Raw genomic sequence first — 22,214 nt, forward strand, 5'->3', positions numbered from 1 at the left:
AATAAGTCGGTTTCAAGAGAAGGAAGGGAATAAGGAATGTACGCACATCATGCCAAGTCGATCGAGAAACTAAAGGCCAAGCTCGCCGCCCGGGAGGATATTCTGGCCTTACTGGTTTCCGGTTCGATTGCCCACGGATTCGCGAAACCGTCCTCGGATGTAGACGTGATGATCGTGATATCCGAGGAGGATTATGCCCGGCGGGTAAGCACCGGAGAGACGACGTATTGGGAAAATGAATCGACGGACTATGAGTCCGGTTACGTGGACGGAAAATATATCTCTTGCGGATTCATGAAGCAGGTGGCCGAGAAAGGGAGCGAGCCGGCCCGTTTTGCATTTGAAGGGGCGATCCTCGCTTTTTCAAACATCACGGGAGTGGAGGAACTGCTGGCAGATATCGTTCGCTATCCGGCAGAACGTAAGCAGGAGAATATCTCCCGTTTCTTGGCCCAGTTCGAAGCGTGGAAATGGTATTCCGCCGAAGCCTTCAAGCATGACAACCTCTATCTATTGCGACATGCCGTCAATAATTTGGTTTTGTTCGGCGGAAGACTGATCTTGGCGCATAATGAAATGCTGTATCCGTACCATAAGTGGTTTCTTAATGTTCTGGAACAAGCTCCGGATCGGCCCGAAGGCTTCCTGCCGCTGATCGAACGGATGCTGCAGGAACCAACGGCCGAGCATATCGAAGCGTTTTACCAGTCGGTCCGCACGTTCGCCGATTGGGGTGAGGATGGACGAAGCTGGCCCTCGCGATTCATGGAAGACAGCGAATTAAATTGGCTGGGCGGATTTACGCCGGTAGGCGATATTTAACCGGCTGGCCGGGACTGCTATGCTTATTTCCCCGCAGCGATTTCCTTCAGCCGTTCCTTGATCGCCCCGGTACATACGCCGCCATGGTAGGTAATTACCGTTTCCACATCCAGGGCGGCCAATTTTTCGACCGATAGAAGGGCCTGGGCGTAATCCGGTGTGAACTTCGGATCGGGCGGCAACACCTTGCCGCCGCTCGAGACGAGCACGTCCCCGCTGATCAACGTTTTGCTGGAAGCATGATATAAGCTGATATGATCCGGCGTGTGCCCCGGGGTATGCAATACCCGCAGGCCACCGCCAAATGGCAGCTCGTCGCCATCGTGAAGCGCCGTATCCACTACGACCGGTTCGGCGGTGATTCCGCTTTTAATCAGCGGAATTTCCCATGCCAGGTAAGGAATCCCCGTTTCATGGGCCAATACTTCCAACTTCCCCGCCTTCGCCTGGACCAGCTCCGGCAAGCTACCGATATGATCCCTGTCTTGATGCGTGATGATCACATGCGTCAACTGTTCCAGGGAGAACCCTCCTTGCTCCAACCCTTTGCGGATCACGTCCAATTGACCGGGAACCCCGGTGTCAACGAGGACGAGATGATCGGTCCCCCATAACAGAACCGCATGGACCGGCATCTGGTTCCCATTCGGCAAGTTCAGGTTTAGCGGCAGCGGCATCAGGCCGGATGCGTTCGTTTGTTTCATGTAATCTCCTCCTCGTTGTTCAAGCTTAGTTTATCTGCGCAAAATCGTAGCAAAGAAAGGGGCGGAGGACAAGTCCTAGCCGGATTTCAAGTAAGGGTCTGCGGTAGAGGTAATCGTAGAGAAAGACGTTTTTTATCCCTTGAAAACGCTAAAAATGACGAAATTATAAGGTTTTTTATCTCAAATTTGCGTTTGGTCTAGCTTTACAAAGAACAAGCGCAAGCGTAATATTCGACTCATGAAATGATTCCAATAAAACAATCAGTATCGCTTAATTTCCGATCAGGAAAACGGGGGAACCAATGATCGCTGCCGATGTGAGAGTCGGCGGAACGGTCCGGGGTGAATCCCCTGCGGCAAGCCTATGCCGCAGGGGTAGGGCGACTCTCACCGCCCGAATCCGACAGCTAACCTCGTCAGCGTAGGGAGAGAGGATGATGGACTTGTCATGGCGAGCCGCAGGGATATCCTCTGTGGTTTTCTTATGCCCATTCATGAAAGGGAAGAAAGTGTTACATTAACAATTAAGAAGAAAATTAACAATCTATTTGCATCACACTGAATCCTTCCGATGCGAAGGAACGGGGGACCCATTCGGGCGGAGCGCAGGTCGCGCTTACCGCCTATGGGGCGAATCCTGGCGATAGTTGCGTATCGCGAGGTAGGGCGTCTCTCGCGCCCGAGCCCGTCAGCTAACCTCGTAAGTGCAGACGAGAGAGGAAACCTTATAGCGCGATTCCTAAAGCATAGAATACATTCATGCTGGAAGCCCGCGAAGATTCCCTCTTCCCAGGCTTCTTTTTTGATGCCTAATTTCTGAATCAGGAGGAATACAAGAAGTGGGCACTTTTGAATACGCGCTGGTGACGCTTACGAATCCATTGGCGGTAGATTTCATCAGAACGATGAAGTACCGCGAAATCCCGTTTGCACTGATGGTCAACAATGATAGAAGCCGCCAGGAGGCGATAGACCGTGGGATAGAGCACGTCATTCTAGTGGATACTACTAAACGCAAAAACAAGGTCGTACCTGATATCCCCATCGGGACGGTGTATATCTTCGAAGAATCTCTGACACTAACCTGCCGATATTTGCAATTCTGCCGTCCATGGACGTCGAAGCCGATTTATGTCATTACGCAAAAGATGCATCCTGGCGCGGTTTATAAAAAGCTTGGCGCTAACTATGTGATTTATACGAAGGGAAAAGACGTATCGTTTATTCTGCACAATGAGTAAAGGAGGATCCGATCGACGATGATGGACATTTTCATGATCGGCTTAATTATCGTCATGGTTTGCATGATGGCAGGTCTGGCAACTTGGGCTTCCAAAGCGATTTCGGAGGGTGGAGATCAGCGATGATGTGGGGACTTGGCATCTTAATCGTGGCGGTTTTTGTTTATTTGGGGTATGCGCTGCTGAACCCGGAGAAGTTTTAACATTTGCCTTTCGGAGGGATAAGACGTGACTATCTACAGTTGGATTGCCATACTCGTTACTTTGGGCCTCGCGGTAATCGTCGCCAGACCGGCCGGTCTATACTTGGCCAAAGCGTTTGACTATGAAAAGAACGGTCTGGACCGGTGGTTCGGACCTATTGAAAGAGTAATATTCCATGCCAGCGGCATCCGTCAGGAGAATCAGTCCTGGAAGAAGTATGCTTTATCCGCGGTGCTGAGCAATTTGGCGATGATGCTTATCGTCTATCTGATTTTTCGGCTGCAAGGGTTCCTGCCGCTGAATCCGAGCGGGGTTTCAAACATGGAGCCGACGCTCGCCTTCAATACGGTGATTGCCTTCATGACCAATACGGATCTGCAGCATTACAGCGGGGAAAGCGGACTGTCTTACCTTTCGCAGATGATCGGGATCGTATTCATGATGTTCACTTCGACGGCGACCGGCGTCGCCGCGGCGATGGCATTTATTCGCGGCTTGGCCGGCAAACCGATCGGCAGTTTCTTCGTGGATCTGGTTCGTGCGATCACCCGGGTTCTGCTGCCGGTATCGTTCATTTCGGCTTTAATATTCGTAGCGTTGGGCGTACCGCAAACTATGGCATCAACGGCGATCGCCCATACCCTTCAGGGGACAGAGCAACCTATCGCCCGGGGGCCGATTGCCTCGTTCTTGTCGATTAAGCAGTTCGGCAACAACGGCGGCGGATTCGTGGGCGTGAACTCGGCCCATCCGTTTGAAAATCCGGGGGGATTCAGCAATATGCTGCAAATCCTATTGATGATGCTGATCGGGACTTCCCTTCCTTTCGCTTATGGGAAAATGGTCGGGAATGCCAAACAAGGCCGGGTGTTGTTCGTATCGATGCTGATGATGTTCATCGTCATGCTTGGCGTATTGCTTTCGGCCGAAAGCGCCGGCAATCCGGCATTCAACGCCCTTGGCATCGCGCATGGCCAAGGCAGCATGGAGGGCAAGGAGGTTCGTTTTGGCCTAGCCCAGTCGGCCTTGTTCGCGACGGTCACAACCGCGACGGAGACGGGAGCGGTCAATACGATGCACGATACGCTGACGCCGATCGGCGGGCTGGTTCCGCTGGCGAACATGATGCTGAATACGGTCTTCGGCGGAGCGGGCGTCGGAATCATGAACGTGTTGATGTATGCGATGATTGCGGTGTTCTTGTCCGGTCTGATGGTTGGGCGCACGCCGGAATTTCTCGGCAAGAAGCTCGAAGGCAAAGAGATGAAGCTGATCGCCGTTAATTTGCTGGTTACCCCGTTCCTGATACTGGCACCCACCGCTCTGGCTTTGTTGGCTTACCCGGATACGATATCCAATTCCGGTTTCCACGGCTTAACGCAAGCGATGTATGAATTTACTTCGTCCGCGAACAACAACGGCTCGGGTTTCGAAGGGCTTGGCGATAATACGCCGTTCTGGAACATCGCCACGGGCGTCGTGATGTTCTTGGGCCGCTATTTCTCGATCGTCGTCTTGCTGGCGGTGGCGGGCTCCTTGGCCGCCAAGAAATCGGTACCCGTCACGAGCGGCACGTTCCGTACGGATACGGCTCTGTTCGGCGGTGTCTTTCTCATCATTGTGATCCTCGTCGGCGCGTTGACTTACTTCCCGGCTCTCGTATTGGGGCCGATCGCCGAGCATCTGACTTTACTGCCATAGGTTGAAAGAAAGAAGGAGTGGAACGGACATGCGTAACAAGAAAACGATGTTATCTCGCACGATCGTCAGTCATGCGGTCAAGGAATCGTTTATGAAGCTGGATCCAAGGCTGATGGTCCGTAACCCGATCATGTTCGTGGTCGAACTCGGATTTCTCATCACGTTGATATTGATATTTGTGCCCGATGCCTTCGGTGGCGGGGTGTCGCGCGGGTTCAATTTGACGGTATCGCTGATTTTGCTCGTGACCGTGCTGTTCGCGAATTTCGCGGAGGCTCTCGCGGAGGGGCGCGGCAAGGCACAAGCGGATTCGCTTAAACAAACGAAGAAAGAAATCACGGCCAATAAACTCGTGGGCCAGCAAGTGAAGCAAGTTCCTTCGACCGAGCTGCGCAAAGGAGACCTCGTCATCGTTTCCCAAAGCGAAATGATTCCGGGGGACGGCGAAGTGGTGGAGGGACTGGCTTCTGTCGACGAGTCGGCCATCACCGGAGAATCGGCGCCGGTGATCAAGGAGGCCGGCGGAGACTTCAGTTCCGTAACCGGCGGCACGAAGGTGATCAGCGACCAAATCAAGGTGAGGATCTCCAGTGACCCCGGCGAGTCCTTCCTCGACCGGATGATCTCGTTGGTCGAAGGGGCGAAACGCCAAAAGACGCCGAACGAAATCGCATTGAATACCGTTTTGATTAGCTTGACCTTGATCTTCTTGATCGTGGTGGTCACGCTGCCGTTCTTTGGGAATTACCTGGGTATCCGGATCGAAGTCCCCATATTGATCGCCTTGCTGGTTTGCTTGATACCAACGACCATCGGCGGCTTGCTGTCGGCCATCGGGATTGCGGGAATGGATCGCGTAACGCAATTCAACGTCCTGGCGATGTCCGGGAAAGCCGTCGAAGCGGCCGGGGACATCAATACGATTATATTGGATAAAACCGGGACGATCACGTACGGGAACCGGATGGCCAGCGAATTTGTGCCGGTTGGCGGGGCAGGCCTGGCGGATGTCTCCGCCTGGGCGGCGATCAGTTCCGTCAAGGATGATACGCCGGAGGGGCGTTCGGTGTTGGAGTTGATGAGAAAACAAGGCTTGGGTTATGACGCTGCCCTTGCGGACGGCGGGGAATTCATTGATTTCAAAGCGGAAACCCGGATGAGCGGCATCGATTTGAGGGACGGCCGGAAGGTACGGAAAGGGGCGGTGGATGCCGTCAAGAAATGGGTCATCGCCCAAGGCGGGCAAATCCCCGACGATCTAGATCTAAACAGCGATGCGATTGCGACGGCGGGGGGCACTCCATTAGCGGTAGCGGTCGATCACTTCGTCTACGGTCTGATTTATTTGAAGGATACCGTGAAACCCGGGATGCGGGAGCGGTTCGAACAGATGCGGGAGATGGGGATCAAAACGATCATGTGCACGGGCGATAACCCGCTTACGGCAGCGACGATCGCGCGGGAGGCCGGCGTGGACGGCTATATCGCGGAGAGCAAGCCGGAGGATAAGATCGCTGTCATCCGTAAGGAGCAAGCCGAAGGAAAGCTTGTGGCGATGACGGGCGACGGGACGAACGATGCCCCGGCGCTGGCCCAAGCGGATGTCGGAATCGCCATGAACAGCGGCACCGTAGCCGCGAAGGAAGCAGCCAATATGGTCGATCTGGACTCCGACCCGTCGAAGATCATCGAGGTCGTGTCGATCGGCAAACAGCTGCTGATGACCCGCGGCGCCTTAACCACGTTCAGCATCGCCAATGACGTTGCCAAGTATTTTGCGATTATCCCGGCCATGTTTATGCTGGCGATCCCCGAGATGGGGGTTCTCAATGTCATGCGGCTGGGTTCTCCCGATTCGGCGATCATTTCGGCGTTGATTTTTAATGCGATCATTATTCCGCTGTTGATCCCGCTCGCCATGAAAGGGATTGCTTACAAGCCGATGAGTTCCTCCAAGCTGTTGGCGCGCAACCTGTTCATTTACGGAGTAGGCGGCGTGATTGCTCCGTTTGCGGGGATCAAAATCATCGATATGCTTGTCCACTTATGGATTTGATATTTCTCGAAGGGATGGTAAGCCATGCGAACGATTTGGATGATGCTGCGCGCCAGCGTCGTGTTGATGGCGGTAATTTTGCTGTATCAGTTGGCGGTGCTGGGGATTGCCCAGGCGGCAATGCCGGATAAGGCAAATGGAAGCCTGATTTATAATGAAAGCCAAGAAGTCGTCGGCTCGCGGCTGATTGGCCAAAGCTTTACGGATCCTTCGTTTTTTCACGGTCGGGTGTCCAGCATCGAATATGACGCGGGGGCCTCGGGAACGCCAAACTATGCGCCGTCCAACCCGGATCTGCTTCAACGGATGACGGACGCGGTGGAAGCATGGAAGCAAGAAAATCCGAACGTCCCGTTGAACGAGCTGCCGATCGACTTGATCACGAACTCCGGTTCCGGCCTTGATCCGGAGATCAGTCCGGAAGCGGCCCGAGCGCAAATCCCGCGAGTCAGCCAAGCCACGGGAATCGCAGCGGAAGAACTGGAACGGATGGTCCGAGACCATACCCGGGGACGGGATCTCGGGTTTTTAGGCGAACCGGGAGTGAACGTTTTGCAGCTCAATATCGAAGTTCAGCAAAGAATTGCGCAATAACCAATCCCCTGCTTGAAAAGCGATTTTCAAGCAGGGATCTTACGTTTTGCGGTGGGGGGCATTGCATTTTGCAAAGCTTTAAACGAAAATCGCCCGAAGAAATCCTAAAGTCGATTTACGAGCTGCATCGGGGGCGCTTGAAGGTGTATGTTGGAGCCGTCAACGGATCGGGAAAAACGTACCACATGCTGAGAGAAGGGCAAATGCTGAAGGCGGAGGGCATCGACGTGGTCATATGCGCCGTATCGACACTTCAAAGGCCGGAGACCGTGGAGCAATTGGCTGGGTTGGAGCGGGTTCCCAGCATCCACTGGAAGCAGGATGGTATGGAGAAAAAGGATTTGAATCTCGACGCCTTGGTTCGACGCAACCCGGAGGTGGTGCTGGTAGACGGCTTGGCGCATGCGAACCGCGAAGGGGCGTCGTTTCCGACGCGTTTAGAGGATATTCATTATTTGCTCGGCCACGGCATCAGCATCATTACGACGGTGAACATTTATGAGCTTCGCGGGATGACGGAGCTGGTGCAGAAGCTCATCGGCATTGACGTCAAAGATACCGTCCCGGAGGGGACCCTGGAGTTAGCCGACGAGGTGCGGCTGATCGACGTATCTCCGGAGACGCTGCTCCAGCGGCTCGCCGCGGGACATTTGCGTAACATCCCGGACAAGGCGGTGTTCAATCGCGGGAATCTCGGCGTGTTGCGCGAGCTGGCCCTACGCTGGATGGCCGAAGGCGTCAACGATACGCTGGAGAAACACCGCGAGGAGCAGGGCTTGATCGGGGCGGCGGGCGTGGCGGAACGGATTTTGGTGTCGGCCCAATATCACTGGAACGGATCGATCTATGTGCGAAGGGGACAACAAATTGCGAGACGGTTAAACGGCGATATGCTCGTGGTCACGTTCGTGAACCCGCGTCGCAAGCTGTCGCCGGAAGCTGCGACCTTCAAACGCTCGCTGACGCAGTTGTCGGAGAAGGTGGGAGCCAAATTTGCCGAACTCCCCCTTCCCACCAGGAGGATGCTGCCGCAGGCACTGGTCCGTTACGCTTTGGAGCATCGGGTCACCCGGATCGTGTTGGGCCACTCCAAGCAAACCCGGATGCAGGAATTATGGCAAGGCTCGATCGTTGGGGATATCCTGAAGCAAACGAAAAACGTGGACATCTTCGTAGTGGCGGACCGGGCTGAAACGGAGGGAGAACGCATCCTTCCGGCGAAAACCCGCGAGGAACACGGAGCCGCCGAGCCGTACCGCCGGTTGAGCGAAGCGGAAGTGGAGCAGCAAATCGGCCGGATTCGCCGCGGCAGGTTCAAGGTATACATCGGGGCTGCTCCCGGCGTCGGCAAGACGTATACGATGCTTCGGGAGGGCAACGATTTGCGCAAAAAAGGGATCGACGTACGCATCGGACTGCTCGAAACCCATGGACGTGACGAAACCACGGCCCAGGTCGGGGCGTTGCCGTCGTTCTCCCGCGCTGTACTTGATTATCGCGGGACCCAACTGGAAGAGATGGATACGGCGTCAATCCTTGCCCGGAATCCGGAAGTCGTGCTGGTTGACGAGCTAGCTCATACGAACATGCCCGGAAGCAAGCATAAGAAGCGGTACGAAGACGTTTTGGAAATTTTGGAGGCAGGCATTTCGGTGATTTCGACCATGAATATTCAGCATCTCGAAAGTCTGAACGACGCGGTCGAACAGATCACCGGCGTTCGGGTCCGGGAGACCGTACCGGATTTCATCCTTCGCCAAGCCGATGAAGTCGAACTGATCGACGTTGCCCCCAAAGCCTTGCAGCAACGGATGCGGGAAGGCAAAATCTACGCGATGGACAAAGTGGACCAGGCGCTCGGGAATTTTTTCAAAACCGGCAATTTGATCGCCCTGCGCGAACTTGCGCTTCGGGAACTCGCCGACGACGTCGACGAACGGCTGGAATCCTGGCAGCGCCGCAGCCCGCTGCGGGGAGGCGCAAACCGGGAAGAAATGATCTTCGTAGGGGTTACGTTGAGTTCCGGAGCTGAGCGTTTAATTCGGCGCGGCTTCCGGATTGCCTACCGGCTGAAGGCAAGTTGGCATGTTTTTTACCGGCATAACGGGAGTGGATTCACGCCGCAGGAGCAGGAACGGCTTCAGGCGATCGAGAGGCTTACCCGCCGGCTGGGCGGAACCTTCGAGATGCAGAAGGGACCCCGTACAAGAAAGCTTGGGGAAGCGCTTGTCCGCAAGGCCGACGAACTCGGAAGTACGCAAATGATCCTTGGCCAATCGGGAAGAAACCGTTGGCAGCGGTTGTGGAGGGGCGACGTGGTCTCACTATTACTCCGCCAGGCGAGGTATATGGACATTCTGGTTGTTGCCGATTTTGATCCTTCGGCCCAAATTAAAAAGGAGGGGATCTTCTTCTCTACGGAATAGGATATCGACAAGGCGATCTTGATCAGGTATAAATGAATCAACAAGAAAGTGGCAGTTTATTCCTGAACAGGAGGCGAACCTAGAGATGGACCCTAGATACCCTATAGGCAAATTTGCATTCGAAGGCGATATTACCGCAGCGCAGCGGGAGCAGTGGATTCGCGAAATCGAGTCGCTGCCGGCGCGATTAAGGCAAGCCGTAGCGGGTTTGAGCGAAGATCAACTGAACCTGCCCTACCGCGAGGGAGGCTGGACCTTGCGCCAGGTCGTGCATCATCTGGCCGACAGCCACATCAATGCCTATACCCGTTTTAAACTGGCCTTAACCGAAGAGACGCCGACGATCCGGCCTTACTTCGAAGACCGCTGGGCGACGCTGGCAGACTACGAGGGAGAAATTGAGGTTTCGCTGCTTCTGCTCGAAGCGCTGCACCGCCGCTGGACTAACCTGTTGAAATCGCTGGGCGACGCCGATTATGAGCGCAAGTTCCATCACCCCGAATCGGGCGAGACGACCCGCTTGGCCTATACCCTCGGCAATTACGCCTGGCACGGAAATCATCATCTCGCGCATATTACCGCCTTAAGAACGAAGCTGGACCTTTAGTTCCAAGCGTATTTCCGTAATAACAGCCCGAAAGTCCCGAGTGGGACGTCGGGCTGTTTTTTTGTTGCGTCTGTAGACCTTCAATTGGAAAAGAACTTTACTTTCAGCTATAAATCGGCATTTTGAGGTATAGATAGAAAGCGCTGTCTATTCTAACATGAGGTTCGTAATCGAACTTACCCGACGAAAGGATGGATGATTCGTGAAGGCTGAGACAGCGAAGAAGTGGAAGTTGCAGACGGTGTTGCGATACCTGCTGATCGCGATACTGGCATGTTCGATGACCGGAGGTGCGGAGGCCCCAATGCGGGCTGCCGCCGAGGCGGCGAGCCCACAAGAAGCGGGGGCGGTTTATTCGTTTGAGGCGGAGGCGTCGGCAAATTCCTATTCTGGCAAAGCCGGGCCGGTCTCATGCGACCCCTGCTCCGGCGGAGTTAAAGTAGGCAATCTCTACCAGGGCTCGGCGATGCAGTTTAATGACGTCCGCGTAGCGGAAGCTGGCGTTTACAAACTAAGCTTGTCCTATATATCCGGAGACACCCGCTCGTTTATGATCAGTGTCAATGGCGGAGAACGGGAGCGATTCACGCCGCCGGCCACGAAGGATTGGAATACGGTTGGCGTTTTCGATTTCGAAGTTCGTTTGCAGGCGGGCGCCAATACGTTATCTTTTGACGATGATGGAGGGTATGCTCCGGATTTGGACAAGATCGACTTGGCCTTCGTATCGCCTTCAGATCCGGGAACGGGCCCGGGGGATAACGAAGACCTGAATCTTGGCGCTCCGGTGAAAACGGAGAAATATGGCTCGATCTCGGTCACTCGGCACACCAAAGGGATGAGCGTTTCGAGCGGCAGTCTAAAGCTGCTATACAATACGGAAACCGGCCTGTCGGCGTATAGCTGGAAAGCACGGGGAGAAGAAGCGAAGATCCAGGGGGCGTATAGCTCCTTGCAGTTGGATCGTTATTTAACCAGCAAAGATTATGCTAAACACGAGTTTAAGATGGAAGAGGTAGAACGGTTCCAGGATCGGGGCGGCAAAGGAGTCAAAGTGACGGTGAGCAATAAGCAAGACGGCCTGCCGCTACTTAAGCAAATCTATTATATTTATGAACAAAAAGATTACCTGCTCACTCAAGTCATTGCAGAGCAGTCCACGCCGATGGAGACGAACTATATCGCACCGCTCATCGTGGATCGACGCGGCGGGGTGGATATCGGCCAGTACGGCGATAACCGGGTGCTGGTGACCCCATTCGATAACGATGCGTGGTCGCGGTATCTGTCCAAGACGATCAATACGGATTTGAACAATCAAAATTACGAAAGCTCGGAACTGACGGCGATCTTCGATAATGACAGCCGCCGCGGTTTTGTGGTGGGTTCGGTCAGCCACGATACGTGGAAAACGGGCATTTATTGGAGCGGCTCGAACGATCGGCTGAATAAGCTGAACGTTTATGGCGGCTTCTCCTCCCTGGCCTCAACACACGATTCGTTGCCTCATGCCAAGGTCAACGGGACGACGATAGCTTCCCCAAAAGTGTTTGTCGGTTACTTTGCCGACTATCGGGACGGGATGGAGACGTACGGGAAGGCAAATGCTGCGGAAACGCCGCCGCTCGCTTTCGGTCCGGAGGTTCCGCAAGGGGTTCCAGTCGGCTGGAACAGTTGGGGAGCCGTCGGCAGCAACTTAACCTACGACAAGGCCATCGAGACCTCTGATTACTTTAAGGAGAATTTACAAGGGAATTCGTATAATAACGACGGCCAGCTTTATATCAATCTCGATTCTTATTGGGACAACATGAACGAGGAGCAGCTAGGCCAACTGGTCAAACATATTCAGGCTAACGGTCAAAAAGCCGGCATCTATTATGGCCCTTTCGTCTACTGGGGCGATAATTTGAACCAACCGGTGGAGGGGACGGACGGTAAGTACACCTATGGCGACATCGTGCTGCGCGATGCGCAAGGGAATCCGCTGCCGAAGCTGGACGGCGCCTACGCCGTCGATCCGACCCATCCGGGCACGAAGCAACGGATCGACTATTACGTGAATCGCTTTAAGGAGCATGGGTTCGAGTATATTAAGCTGGATTTCCTGAGCCACGGCTCATTGGAAGGCCAGCACTACAACTCCCAGGCGTCTACAGGCATCCAGGCTTACCATGAAGGCATGGCCTATATCGTGAATGCCTTGGACGGTTCGATGTTTATCAGCGCTTCGATCGCTCCACTCTTCCCGAGTCAATACGCGCATAGCCGGCGGATCTCCTGCGACGTAGATGGTTCGCTGGGCAGCACCGAATACCAGTTGAATAACTTGACCTATGGCTGGTGGCAGAACGGCACGATCTACCCCTACACGGATCCGGACTACATGACGCTGGTGAAAGGCGGCTCACTGCTCGGTGCGCAAACTCGCGTGAGCGCGGCGGCGATTTCCGGTACCGTGTTCCTGAACTCGGATGATGTTGCTGATCCGCTTGCTCGTGATTACATGGAGAAGCTGCTGGTCAATCCGGCCATTAACGCGGTAGCCAAGATGGGGCAAGCGTTCCGTCCGATCGAAGGCAATACCGGAACCGCAGCGGCTGACGCCTATATCCTGAAGGATGGTGGCGTGTACTACCTCGCGTTGTTTAACTTCACGAACGAGCCAGCGGAGCGCACGATTAACTTCGAACGGGCTGCGATGGACAACAAAGGCCGCTCCGGCTTCCGCGTGACGGATCTGTGGACCGGCGAGGAGACGCGGGCGAAGACCGAGCTGCATGCCTTTCTGCAAGGGGCCGAGTCCAAACTGTATAAGCTCGTTCCCGTTGCGGGGGGCGGGAAAGATCAATAAAAAAAGGGAGCCGTGATTCATTCACGGCTCCCTTTATCTTTTTACAACACCCAGGCTCCTACGACCCCAGCAACGATACCAAGGATGACCACCGAGGCGAACACGAAGCCCAGCACCTTGCGCGGGAACGAGCGCGAGACCATCAGCAAGGACGGCAGGCTAATGGTTGGCAGCGTAAGCAGCAGGGCTGCCGCCGGGCCTGCACCGAGTCCAAGCGCGGTGAACGATTGAATGATCGGAATTTCCGCCGCTGTCGGGATGACGAACAACGTGCCAACGAGGGCGAACAACAGGATGGCCAGAATGCCGCCTCCGAGTTCCACCGGGAACAGGACGCCTTGGAAAGCGCCAAGCAACAAGACGGACAATAGATACGCCGGAACGACATTCAGGATCATCATCCCAAGGCTTTTCAGCCAACGCAAGGCAAACGGTCCCTCTTCCTTCAGCTCGGCTGCGGCCTCCGCTTGCTCCATTTCCGCCGGAGCGGGGACTTGCTGGCCTTTAGCTAGCCGGTTGGCGAAATAACTGACACCAAACGTGAGCACGATACCGAAGGCGAGACGAAGCAAGGTGAACTTCCAGGACAACACGAAGGTCATGAAGATCAGCGTGGCCGGGTTGAGCACCGGATTGCCGATCCAGAAGGCCAGACTCGCACCTACGGACACGTTGCGTTTGCGCAGGCCGGCAGCAATCGGCGCCGCGCAGCAGGTGCACATCATCCCCGGCAAGGAGACGAGGCCGCCGAGGAAGGTACTCTTAAACCGGCTGCTGCCGAGTACTTTATAAAGCCACTGAGCCGGCAGCAATACTTGAACGAGCGAGCCGAGCAAAATGCCCAGTACCGCTGCCTTCCATACCGATTTGAAGTAGGCTGCCGCGTAATCGAGCGCTCCACTCCACGAAATCGGGCCGGAAGCGTCCGCTCCGAGAATGGAAGAGCCAATCGTATGCTCGGTGACGGCCTTGAACGCTTTTCCGTAGTAAGGCCACCACTTGACATAACTTAAGCCGGCGATGGCTATGATGAGGAACAGAATGATGAATAACGCAGTTCTGCCTTTATGAAATCCATGCGGCTGTTGCTGCGGGTAGTTGCCACTTGATGACGAAACCATATGTTTTGTTTCCCTCCACGAACGTTTAGATTTGAGCTAGAGCACGAAATATAGTATATCACACGATGGCAAGCGGACTATATTCGGATACGTGCCGTTGCTACGACCGAACAGGTTGCCTTTTGTACCGCAACTGGAGTACGCTTAAATATAGCATGAACTAGGGGATCCTATTAAAGATATAGGGAAGGATTGTGATCAAGCATGTCTACAGCTGAACCGATAAAATTAACGTCTTTATCCAGCAAAGGAGGCTGCGGCTGCAAAATCGGCCCGGCTGACCTGATGCAGGTCATTCGGAGCCTCCCGCCTACGGTGCCGAATCCCGATTTGTTGGTGGGCCTCGATACAAGCGATGATGCCGGGGTTTACCGGTTAAACGATGAACTGGCGCTAGTGCAGACCGTCGATTTCTTTACGCCGATCGTTGACGATCCGTATTCGTTCGGGCAAATCGCCGCAGCCAATGCGCTCAGCGATATTTACGCCATGGGCGGTAAGCCGCTCACGGTGCTGAACATCGTGGCATTTCCTATTTCTACATTGGATAAAAGCATCCTGGCTGACATCCTGCGCGGCGCGGGGGACAAGGTTCAGGAAGCTGGGGCAACGCTGGTAGGCGGCCATTCCATCGACGATAAGGAGCCGAAATTCGGCTTAGCCGTTACGGGGCTTGTGCACCCGGATAAGGTTAGAACGAATGCCGGCGCCAAGCCGGGGGACAAGCTGATCCTGACGAAACCGATCGGCGTCGGCATTATGACCACCTCGATCAAGAAGGATCAGTTGACGGCAGAAGAGACGCAGCGGGTCACCACGGTCATGGCTACGCTGAACAAGACGGCTGCTGAAGTGATGGAGCCGTATGACGTGCATGCTTGTACGGATGTGACCGGTTTTGGCTTAATGGGCCATGCCCTGGAAATGGCGAAGGGCAGCGGCACGGGGATCACCATCTCGCAAGGAAGCGTACCCGTGCTTCCGCGCGTGCGCGAATTGGCGGAGCAAGGGTTTGTCCCTGGGGGGACCAAAAACAATTATGCCCACGTGGAGGCGGACATCACGTTCCCGGATTCGTTGGACCAGACCGACCGCTATATTTTGTGCGATGCGGTTACGTCCGGTGGATTGCTGATCTCGGTGAACCCGGACCAAAGCGAACAACTGTTGGCTGAACTGCGGAAAGCCGGCGTCGAGGCAAGCTTGATCGGTAAGGTCACCGAAGAACACCCGGGTCGTATCGTGGTGGAAGCGTAGGAAGGGGTTTGCAGCATTGGATATGTTTCAGGATCTAGGCCTGGAGGAATGGGCGGAACAACGGGAGAGCAAAGCCATCACGATGATCGACGTGAGATCTCCTTCCGAATTTGCTGAATCAACGATTCCGGGCAGCTTGAATATTCCGCTCTTTGACGATCAGGAACGGGCGGAAATCGGAACTTTATATAAGCAAGTGAGCGTGGATGTCGCCAAACAACGCGGGCTTGAAGTCGTTTCGGCCAAGCTACCGGACTTTGTTCGAAAGTTTGCGGAAATTTCCGGGCGAAAAGCGGTGTTTTGCTGGCGCGGAGGCATGCGTAGCCGTACGACGGCTACGCTGCTCAGCCTCATGGACATTCACACGTACCGACTGGCGGGCGGGTATCGGGCTTATCGCCAGTGGGTCGTCAGCACGCTGGAGGGAATGGAATTTGCTCCCGATTTGACGGTGATCCACGGGAATACAGGAAGCGGTAAGACGCTGCTGCTGCGAAAACTTCAGGAACAAGGGTATCCCGTTATGGATCTGGAAGGGATGGCCGGGCATCGGGGATCGGTATTTGGCCAAATCGGGCTGCAAGCCCGTAACCAGAAGATGTTCGACTCCTTGCTGCTGGAGGACCTGCTGCGTTACCGCGAAGCTCCTTATGTGCTAATGGAAGCGGAAAGCAAACGGATCGGTAAGGTGGTCGTACCCGATTTTCTCATGGCGAAGAAAGAACGGGGCCGTCACATTCGTATCGATCTGCCGACGGACGTCCGCGTGCAGATCATTTTGGAGGATTACGAGCCCTGGAACAATCCAGAGGCCTGCCTGCAGGCGTTCCGCAAGATCAAATCGAAGATTCACACGCCAATTGCTGCGGAAATCGAACAAAGCTTGCTCTCAAGCCGTTACGACCGGGCGGTTGAACTGCTGCTGATTTACTATTATGATCCAAGATACGCTCACACGGAGAATCAATACGAAGACGCTGATTTTACAGTGATTCGTGCGGGCTCGGTCGATGAGGCGGTCACGGAGGCGGAACGGTTATTGCCTAATCCAGTTTGAATTTGGTTCCGAAACATCTCGCAGATGGTTCTGCGAGATGTTTTTTTTGGCGGCATCGTTTTGGGGATGGAAAATGCAGACAATCGGCTTTACAATAGAGAAGAAGAAAATATTGGGAAAAGTGGGAAGGTGAAACGGTTGAAGCAACAGGTTAATAAAGTCGGCAAGGCAGCTGGCAGGAAGTCGTCGGCCAAACTAGCATTCGTTGGATTGGTTGCGCTTTCAGTAGCTTTGCCGCAAGGTGCGGCGTTCGCGGAGGATGCAGCGGCATCCTCAACATCAACCACTACGGTCGTCGTAGATTCGGGAAATGCAGGTACCGGCTCGTCCAAATCGGGGAACACGGCAGCAGATCCGTCCAAAGCGAAAGTCACAAAAGAACTGGCCATTGCTAAGGTTCGGGAGTGGTTTCCGGCTTTGGAAGCCGCCACAGTATCGCAGGTGGATTATGGCGTGAATAATGTGTACCCGGCTCCAAGTAATCAAAATGTATGGACCATCCAATGGCAAGTAGAAGTAGGGAATGGAAGCTATGGCTTTAGCAGCCAAGTCGACGCGATCACGGGGGACTTGATTCATACATACATCAGTTTTCCGCGGGAAGGCAACAAGTCGTATTATCCTCCGAAAATCACGAGAGAGCAGGCCTTGGAGAAGGCGAAGGCTTTTATCGCCAAAGTTGTTCCATCGTTATCTGTGGACGAGGTGAAGGAAAGCGATTCGATGTTTTACTCGGATGCACAGACTTTATTTGGTCCCGTGAATTATTACTTCAATTTCAGTATTATGAAGAACGGTCTGCCTTCCGGTTTTGAATCGATCAATATCACGATTACCGGCGATGGAGAAGTGACGCAATTCAGCCGGCCAGGGGAGAAGCTGGATTATCCCTCCTCCATGCCGACGGTATCGAAAGCCGATGCAGAGAAGAAGCTCCGGGAAGAGTTCCAGGTTGAGCTGGGCTATGTCCCGGTGTACAAGAACGGCGCCATATCGGATTGGGTCCTAGCCTGGGGGCCAGCCTCAGACGCTACCCAGCCCATCAACGCGCTGACCGGACATAAGATTAACAGCGAAGGCGAAGAGATCACCGCCACAAAGGTAACCTACAGCGACGTGCCGATGGGGACCAAGCTGTTCCAGCCACGGACGTCCACGACGGAGTTGACATCCGACGAGGCCGCCAAGTTGGTGGAACAAATCGTCTTTATTCCGGAAGGACGGAAGCTCAGTTATCCGAACCTAGGCAAGGATTATCAGAATCCGGAGCGGAATACGTGGCGCTTAAGATGGGAAGAGGATCGCCAGAACATGGCGGGACCTTTCTATTTCCCCGCGCAGACTTCCGCAACGGTCGATGCCTTGACCGGACAATTCCTGGAATTCCAGATTGAATCTTATAATTACGGAGAGCCGCGCGAGCCGTTGGCAGCCCCTTCGGGAGCAGCTAAATTAAACTACGACCAAGCGAAGCAGCGTGCCCTGGAGTGGGTGAATCAGCTGTATCCGCAAGCGAGTCGGGATTTAAAGCTGATGGAACGTGGGGAGACTTGGAGCCGTCTCTCGAACGGGGAGCAATACCGCTTCGAGCTGAATCGTTACGTGAACGACATTCCGGTGCTCAGCGGAGGAGTATCGATTACGGTCGACGCCTACGGCCGATTGTTCTTCTATTCGATTAACCGCGGCGAAGTTCCGGCGAATATGCCTGACGGCAAGGCCGTGACCGTGACTGCCGAGCAAGCGCTCAAATCGTATATGGACAATTATGAATTGGAATTGCAATATTCCCAAATCGGCGGGTATACCATCGATAATACTTACGTAGAGCCGAAGGTTTACCTGGTGTATTCCCCGCAGTCCAAGGAGGCATCGAAGGCTTATCAGGTGTTGAATGCCGTGACCGGGAAATGGGTGACCACCTTTGAGGACCTCCGTGCGGAACAAATGGGGGGCAACGTAGAACCGAAAGATCTGAAAGGACATTGGGCGGAAGCGGATATTAAGACTTTGGTCCAATATCGAATTCTTGAACCGGACGATCAAGGGAACCTGAATCCGGATCAATCGATTACGGTAGGCGATTGGCTAACCTATACCGTCAAGGCGGCAAATCCTTATTATACCGGTTACGTGCAGGCTTCCTCTACCGCAGCAAAGGCCGGTATACCGGTAGACCATCCGTATTATCAGGTGGTGAGTTATGCAGCCGAGCTAGGATGGATTGATACCATTGACCCTTCGCAATTGGATAAGGTGCTGACGCGGGAACAACTGGCCGTCTTGCTGACTTCGATCGTCAAATACGATCGGCTGGCCAACTTCTATGAGAAAGACGTATTGAACCCTCAGTTTAGCGATGCGGAGAAAATCACCCGGCCTGGCGAAGTCGCCATCGCGGTACGACTTGGTTTGCTGCAGGGGCAAAACGGCAAATTCAACCCGCAGCGCCCTGTCACCAAAGCCGAAGCCGCCTCTATCCTCATGAGATTGGTGAAGCTGCAAGGCAAAACCGACCAGGCGATCGGCTTGGAATAACGCCGGTATGTGAATGGAGAAGGCAGAGAGAGGCCATGAGGCCTCTCTTTTTTGTAAGCTTGGCTGGAAGAGGAACTGGAGCGGCTAATTGGATATCTTCCACTTCATGACTCTATCCTGCGTCAACGTTTCACTTTAATTGGAAATCCTACAACTAATTTGCGCCAATTGACCTTGGAGCGCTAACTTTTCCTATATTAACTGCCTTTTTTCCAACTAGTGATGCCCTCATACCACCTTTCGCGAAAAATAGATGTTAGATTTCCATTTATTTACTAGGCCGTCCGCCTGTTGACTCTCCCCTTTGAGGAGGCCTTACGCTCAATAAGCGGACGTCGTGAGGCCGATGCGGAACAACGACGAGACCGTCAAGAATAAGGAGGAGATGTTCGATGTTGTACACCGTCAAAGAGGTATCCGATCTTTCGGGAGTGACGATCAAGACGCTACATCATTACCACAAGATTGGCTTATTGAAGCCGCAGGATATCAGTGAAGCCGGCTATCGGTTATATGGCGAACGGGAACTGAAGCGGCTTCAGGAGATCCTGTTCTACCGGGAACTGGAGCTGCCACTGGCGCAGATCCAGTCGCTGCTGGAAGAAGAGCGGAAACGCGGAGACATTTTGGCGGAGCAGCGGGAACTGTTGCGCAGCCGAAAGCGGAGGCTGGACTCCATTCTGCAGACGCTGGAGAAGTCGATAGAGAGTACAGCTTCAGGAGAAGAGCTAACAGGCGAGGAATTGTTTGTTGGTTTTGCCGATGAAGCGGAGTGGCGTGAGGCCTTGCGAGAGCAGGAGGAGTATTTGAGCCATACCTACGGAGTGGAGGTCCCGGGGCCTCAACCCATCGATGTGCCGGAACTGAACGAGCAGGCCAAGGAGGCAATGGAATTTACAAGCAAAGTAGCGGAGGCCTTACGTTCCGGAATATCCCACCAGGATGAGGGAATCCGGCATTTCATCGACGACCATCTAGCTTTTATGAAGAAGCACGACCATCCCGCAACTCCTGCGGATTTCGCAGCCCAAGCTCGATTTTTCCTCAGTGACGAATTCCACCGCGCGATGCTGGAAGGACAACAAACCGGGTTGGCGTATTATTTGTTGGCTGCGGCCGAAGCCTATGCCGCCAATTCTCCGGAAGTCGGAAAGGATCGATAGCGCTAATTTCATGTGTGAACCCCAAAAGCTCCCGCGACAGCATGTCCGGGGGCTTATTTTACATTTCGCGGGCTGAATTGGTCCAGATACTTATGGTAAAATCAGGTTACCGCCGAGAAATGAAGAAGTTTCGAGGCAGCCTTTACAGGAGAGGAGTCAGATCGATGCTAAAGATGTTTCAATATAACTGGCAGGTCCGGGACGAATGGTTTGTCTGGTGCGAGAACGTCTCAGAAGAAGAACTGTTGCGCAAGCGAGTGGGTGGTGTTGGGAATATCCTGCAGACGCTGTTTCACATCGCCGACGTGGAGTGGAGCTGGATCCGCTCTATCCAAGGGAAACCGGATTTCCAGGAGGATTTTAAATCTTTTATGTCCTTAGAATTGGTAAAAAAGCTTTCGGACTCCTTTCATACGGAAGTTGAGGCATTTCTTCAAACTTGGACCAACGAAATGGACGGATTGCTTATCACCGATCCATGGGGGAGAGAGTTTACGCAAGGCGAAATCCTTCGCCATGTCATCGCCCACGAAATCCATCATATCGGGCAGTTGTCCGTTTGGTCTCGGGAATTGGGAATGACGCCAGTCTCGCCTAATTTTATCAACCGGGGAATTCGATAGCTTTTCTCAAAATAGGGCAATCTAATCCATATATCCCAATTTACGCACCGAGGAGGAAGCGGCTTGAGACAGAACATTCAGGTGCCTTATGGTTACGAGCCCCCGGCCCCGAGCCGGAAAGGCACACTGATCTTTTACGATTCCTTTGAGCATATTTCGGACGAAGGGCTCACGCGGGCTGCCGAAGAGGCGGAGAACCGTAAGTTTAAAAAGTTGGTTCTCTACCCGCTGCATGAAGAAACGGTGAGACGGATGGCCAAAGAACCGGTGGGCCCCTTCTATCGAAGGGAAGATCGGCTTCATGAATGGAGACGGGACCAGGAGGGAACCCGGCTGCCCATCGCTGTAGAGGGTTGGGAAGGGAAGCGAAAAAAGTACACGCCCATCGACGCCGCCCTTCGTCATTTGACCGAGGTCTATCCAGCGCCACATTTTCTATATCTCACGCCGGAGATGGCGAACCAGTTTGCCTCCTTCTCCTCTTTTGAGGAATGGATCGTCAAGATCCGGCTTCTGCTTGCAGCTGAGCCGGGTCATCCGCACCCACGGCTGGCAAAATTCAGCCATCGTTGGGATCTTGCCGGCGGGCATTTGGATTCGCTTGATAGGGAGTAGTTCTTATTCATCTTGCAGGAGGGAAGAGGATGAAATCGATTTGCGTATTTGCCGGCTCGCGGTTTGGCGAAGATGAGCAATTCCGCTTGAAGGCGGAACAACTGGGGATTGTTATGGCACAAAGGGGATACCGCTTAATCTTTGGGGGATCCAGGCACGGTCTGATGGGTACGGTAGCGGATGCGGTCTTGTCAACTGGCGGGGAAGCGGTTGGTATCATGCCCTCCGGTTTGATCCACGGTGAAATGGCCCATCCGGGGCTGACGCAGTTTATCGAAGTTGAAGGGATGCATGCCCGCAAGGCGAAAATGAGCGAAATGGCCGACGGATTTATCGCCTTACCTGGCGGTTTTGGTACGCTGGAGGAGCTGTTTGAGGTTCTATGCTGGCTGCAAATCGGGATTCACCAGAAGCCGGTCGGCGTCCTTAATGTACAGGGTTATTACGAACCGCTGATGGAGCTGGTGAATTCTTGCGTCCGGGCGGGGTTTGTACACCCCGGGCATGAATCCTTGCTCAATCTAGCCGAGGATCCGGGGGAGTTATTGTCCCAAATGGAGAGCTTCGTGCCGTCCATTGCGGAGAAGAAATGGAAGCAGGGCTGAAATCTGCGAACGAAGGAAGTACACTC

The 22,214-nt window shown here is 54.0% G+C and carries 18 protein-coding genes and 2 riboswitches; of the genes, 16 read left to right on the plus strand and 2 right to left on the minus strand.

The window, feature by feature from the left end; translation table 11 throughout:
- The first annotated feature begins 36 nt into the window (after window positions 1-36).
- The gene (locus tag IM700_RS10305) at window positions 37-822 is read left to right on the plus strand and encodes a nucleotidyltransferase domain-containing protein (RefSeq protein WP_193417445.1); all 786 of its coding nucleotides are present in this window, start codon (window positions 37-39) and stop codon (window positions 820-822) included.
- Between the two features lie 23 nt (window positions 823-845).
- On the opposite strand, the gene IM700_RS10310 is transcribed toward IM700_RS10305, so the two are convergent.
- Window positions 846-1,526: an MBL fold metallo-hydrolase gene (locus tag IM700_RS10310; protein WP_239483769.1), complete on the minus strand. Its 681-nt coding sequence runs from the start codon at window positions 1,524-1,526 to the stop codon at window positions 846-848.
- A 258-nt stretch (window positions 1,527-1,784) separates the two neighbouring features.
- A riboswitch (cyclic di-AMP (ydaO/yuaA leader) is annotated at window positions 1,785-1,964 on the plus strand.
- A 108-nt stretch (window positions 1,965-2,072) separates the two neighbouring features.
- Window positions 2,073-2,248: riboswitch (cyclic di-AMP (ydaO/yuaA leader) on the plus strand.
- A 117-nt stretch (window positions 2,249-2,365) separates the two neighbouring features.
- On the opposite strand from IM700_RS10310, the gene IM700_RS10315 reads away from it, so the two are divergent.
- From IM700_RS10315 to IM700_RS10355, 8 genes are all read left to right on the plus strand, one after another.
- Window positions 2,366-2,767, plus strand: a complete 402-nt coding sequence (locus IM700_RS10315) for a hypothetical protein (RefSeq protein ID WP_193417446.1) — start codon at window positions 2,366-2,368, stop codon at window positions 2,765-2,767.
- A 125-nt stretch (window positions 2,768-2,892) separates the two neighbouring features.
- A complete protein-coding gene (gene kdpF / locus IM700_RS23495) occupies window positions 2,893-2,970 on the plus strand; it encodes a K(+)-transporting ATPase subunit F (protein WP_368858225.1) in 78 nt (25 codons plus the stop codon).
- Window positions 2,971-3,001: 31 nt separating this feature from the next.
- A complete protein-coding gene (kdpA, locus tag IM700_RS10330; RefSeq protein WP_193417490.1) occupies window positions 3,002-4,672 on the plus strand; it encodes a potassium-transporting ATPase subunit KdpA in 1,671 nt (556 codons plus the stop codon).
- A 28-nt stretch (window positions 4,673-4,700) separates the two neighbouring features.
- A complete protein-coding gene (gene kdpB, locus IM700_RS10335) occupies window positions 4,701-6,728 on the plus strand; it encodes a potassium-transporting ATPase subunit KdpB (protein WP_193417447.1) in 2,028 nt (675 codons plus the stop codon).
- 24 nt (window positions 6,729-6,752) lie between these two features.
- Complete coding sequence (gene kdpC / locus IM700_RS10340) at window positions 6,753-7,322, plus strand: potassium-transporting ATPase subunit KdpC (RefSeq protein WP_193417448.1); 570 nt, start codon at window positions 6,753-6,755, stop codon at window positions 7,320-7,322.
- A gap of 68 nt (window positions 7,323-7,390) precedes the next feature.
- Entirely contained in the window at window positions 7,391-9,748 is a 2,358-nt protein-coding gene (locus IM700_RS10345) for a histidine kinase (protein ID WP_193417449.1), read from the plus strand.
- A gap of 85 nt (window positions 9,749-9,833) precedes the next feature.
- Window positions 9,834-10,355, plus strand: coding sequence for a YfiT family bacillithiol transferase (locus tag IM700_RS10350; RefSeq protein WP_193417450.1), 522 nt, complete (start codon window positions 9,834-9,836; stop codon window positions 10,353-10,355).
- Between the two features lie 202 nt (window positions 10,356-10,557).
- Window positions 10,558-13,209 carry a carbohydrate-binding protein gene (locus tag IM700_RS10355; protein WP_193417451.1) on the plus strand — a complete coding sequence of 884 codons (2,652 nt, stop codon included), beginning with the start codon at window positions 10,558-10,560 and terminating at the stop codon, window positions 13,207-13,209.
- Window positions 13,210-13,250: 41 nt separating this feature from the next.
- Here the strand turns inward: IM700_RS10355 and IM700_RS10360 are convergent, their stop codons facing one another.
- Complete coding sequence (locus IM700_RS10360; protein WP_193417452.1) at window positions 13,251-14,330, minus strand: permease; 1,080 nt, start codon at window positions 14,328-14,330, stop codon at window positions 13,251-13,253.
- A 204-nt stretch (window positions 14,331-14,534) separates the two neighbouring features.
- On the opposite strand from IM700_RS10360, the gene selD reads away from it, so the two are divergent.
- From selD to IM700_RS10395, 7 genes are all read left to right on the plus strand, one after another.
- The gene (gene selD / locus IM700_RS10365; RefSeq protein ID WP_155606253.1) at window positions 14,535-15,587 is read left to right on the plus strand and encodes a selenide, water dikinase SelD; all 1,053 of its coding nucleotides are present in this window, start codon (window positions 14,535-14,537) and stop codon (window positions 15,585-15,587) included.
- Window positions 15,588-15,609: 22 nt separating this feature from the next.
- Complete coding sequence (gene mnmH, locus IM700_RS10370; protein WP_193417491.1) at window positions 15,610-16,644, plus strand: tRNA 2-selenouridine(34) synthase MnmH; 1,035 nt, start codon at window positions 15,610-15,612, stop codon at window positions 16,642-16,644.
- A gap of 138 nt (window positions 16,645-16,782) precedes the next feature.
- Window positions 16,783-19,182: a YcdB/YcdC domain-containing protein gene (locus IM700_RS10375; RefSeq protein ID WP_193417453.1), complete on the plus strand. Its 2,400-nt coding sequence runs from the start codon at window positions 16,783-16,785 to the stop codon at window positions 19,180-19,182.
- A gap of 392 nt (window positions 19,183-19,574) precedes the next feature.
- Entirely contained in the window at window positions 19,575-20,345 is a 771-nt protein-coding gene (locus IM700_RS10380; protein WP_193417454.1) for a MerR family transcriptional regulator, read from the plus strand.
- A gap of 164 nt (window positions 20,346-20,509) precedes the next feature.
- Complete coding sequence (locus IM700_RS10385) at window positions 20,510-20,968, plus strand: DinB family protein (RefSeq protein WP_155606256.1); 459 nt, start codon at window positions 20,510-20,512, stop codon at window positions 20,966-20,968.
- 63 nt (window positions 20,969-21,031) lie between these two features.
- Complete coding sequence (locus IM700_RS10390) at window positions 21,032-21,583, plus strand: hypothetical protein (RefSeq protein ID WP_193417455.1); 552 nt, start codon at window positions 21,032-21,034, stop codon at window positions 21,581-21,583.
- A gap of 29 nt (window positions 21,584-21,612) precedes the next feature.
- A complete protein-coding gene (locus tag IM700_RS10395) occupies window positions 21,613-22,188 on the plus strand; it encodes an LOG family protein (protein WP_193417456.1) in 576 nt (191 codons plus the stop codon).
- Window positions 22,189-22,214 lie beyond the last annotated feature (26 nt).

Origin of the sequence: Paenibacillus rhizolycopersici (assembly GCF_014947195.2) — a bacterium.
Lineage (GTDB): Bacteria > Bacillota > Bacilli > Paenibacillales > Paenibacillaceae > Fontibacillus > Fontibacillus rhizolycopersici.

Excerpts from the sequence above, each read along its gene's own strand:
- IM700_RS10305 (WP_193417445.1), top strand. The coding sequence starts at position 37 with ATGTACGCACATCATGCCAAGTCGATCGAGAAACTAAAGGCCAAGCTC.
- IM700_RS10310 (WP_239483769.1), bottom strand. The coding sequence starts at position 1,526 with ATGAAACAAACGAACGCATCCGGCCTGATGCCGCTGCCGCTAAACCTG.
- kdpF (WP_368858225.1), top strand. The coding sequence starts at position 2,893 with ATGTGGGGACTTGGCATCTTAATCGTGGCGGTTTTTGTTTATTTGGGG.
- kdpB (WP_193417447.1), top strand. The coding sequence starts at position 4,701 with ATGCGTAACAAGAAAACGATGTTATCTCGCACGATCGTCAGTCATGCG.
- kdpC (WP_193417448.1), top strand. The coding sequence starts at position 6,753 with ATGCGAACGATTTGGATGATGCTGCGCGCCAGCGTCGTGTTGATGGCG.
- IM700_RS10350 (WP_193417450.1), top strand. The coding sequence starts at position 9,834 with ATGGACCCTAGATACCCTATAGGCAAATTTGCATTCGAAGGCGATATT.
- IM700_RS10360 (WP_193417452.1), bottom strand. The coding sequence starts at position 14,330 with ATGGTTTCGTCATCAAGTGGCAACTACCCGCAGCAACAGCCGCATGGA.
- selD (WP_155606253.1), top strand. The coding sequence starts at position 14,535 with ATGTCTACAGCTGAACCGATAAAATTAACGTCTTTATCCAGCAAAGGA.
- mnmH (WP_193417491.1), top strand. The coding sequence starts at position 15,610 with ATGTTTCAGGATCTAGGCCTGGAGGAATGGGCGGAACAACGGGAGAGC.
- IM700_RS10380 (WP_193417454.1), top strand. The coding sequence starts at position 19,575 with ATGTTGTACACCGTCAAAGAGGTATCCGATCTTTCGGGAGTGACGATC.
- IM700_RS10385 (WP_155606256.1), top strand. The coding sequence starts at position 20,510 with ATGCTAAAGATGTTTCAATATAACTGGCAGGTCCGGGACGAATGGTTT.
- IM700_RS10395 (WP_193417456.1), top strand. The coding sequence starts at position 21,613 with ATGAAATCGATTTGCGTATTTGCCGGCTCGCGGTTTGGCGAAGATGAG.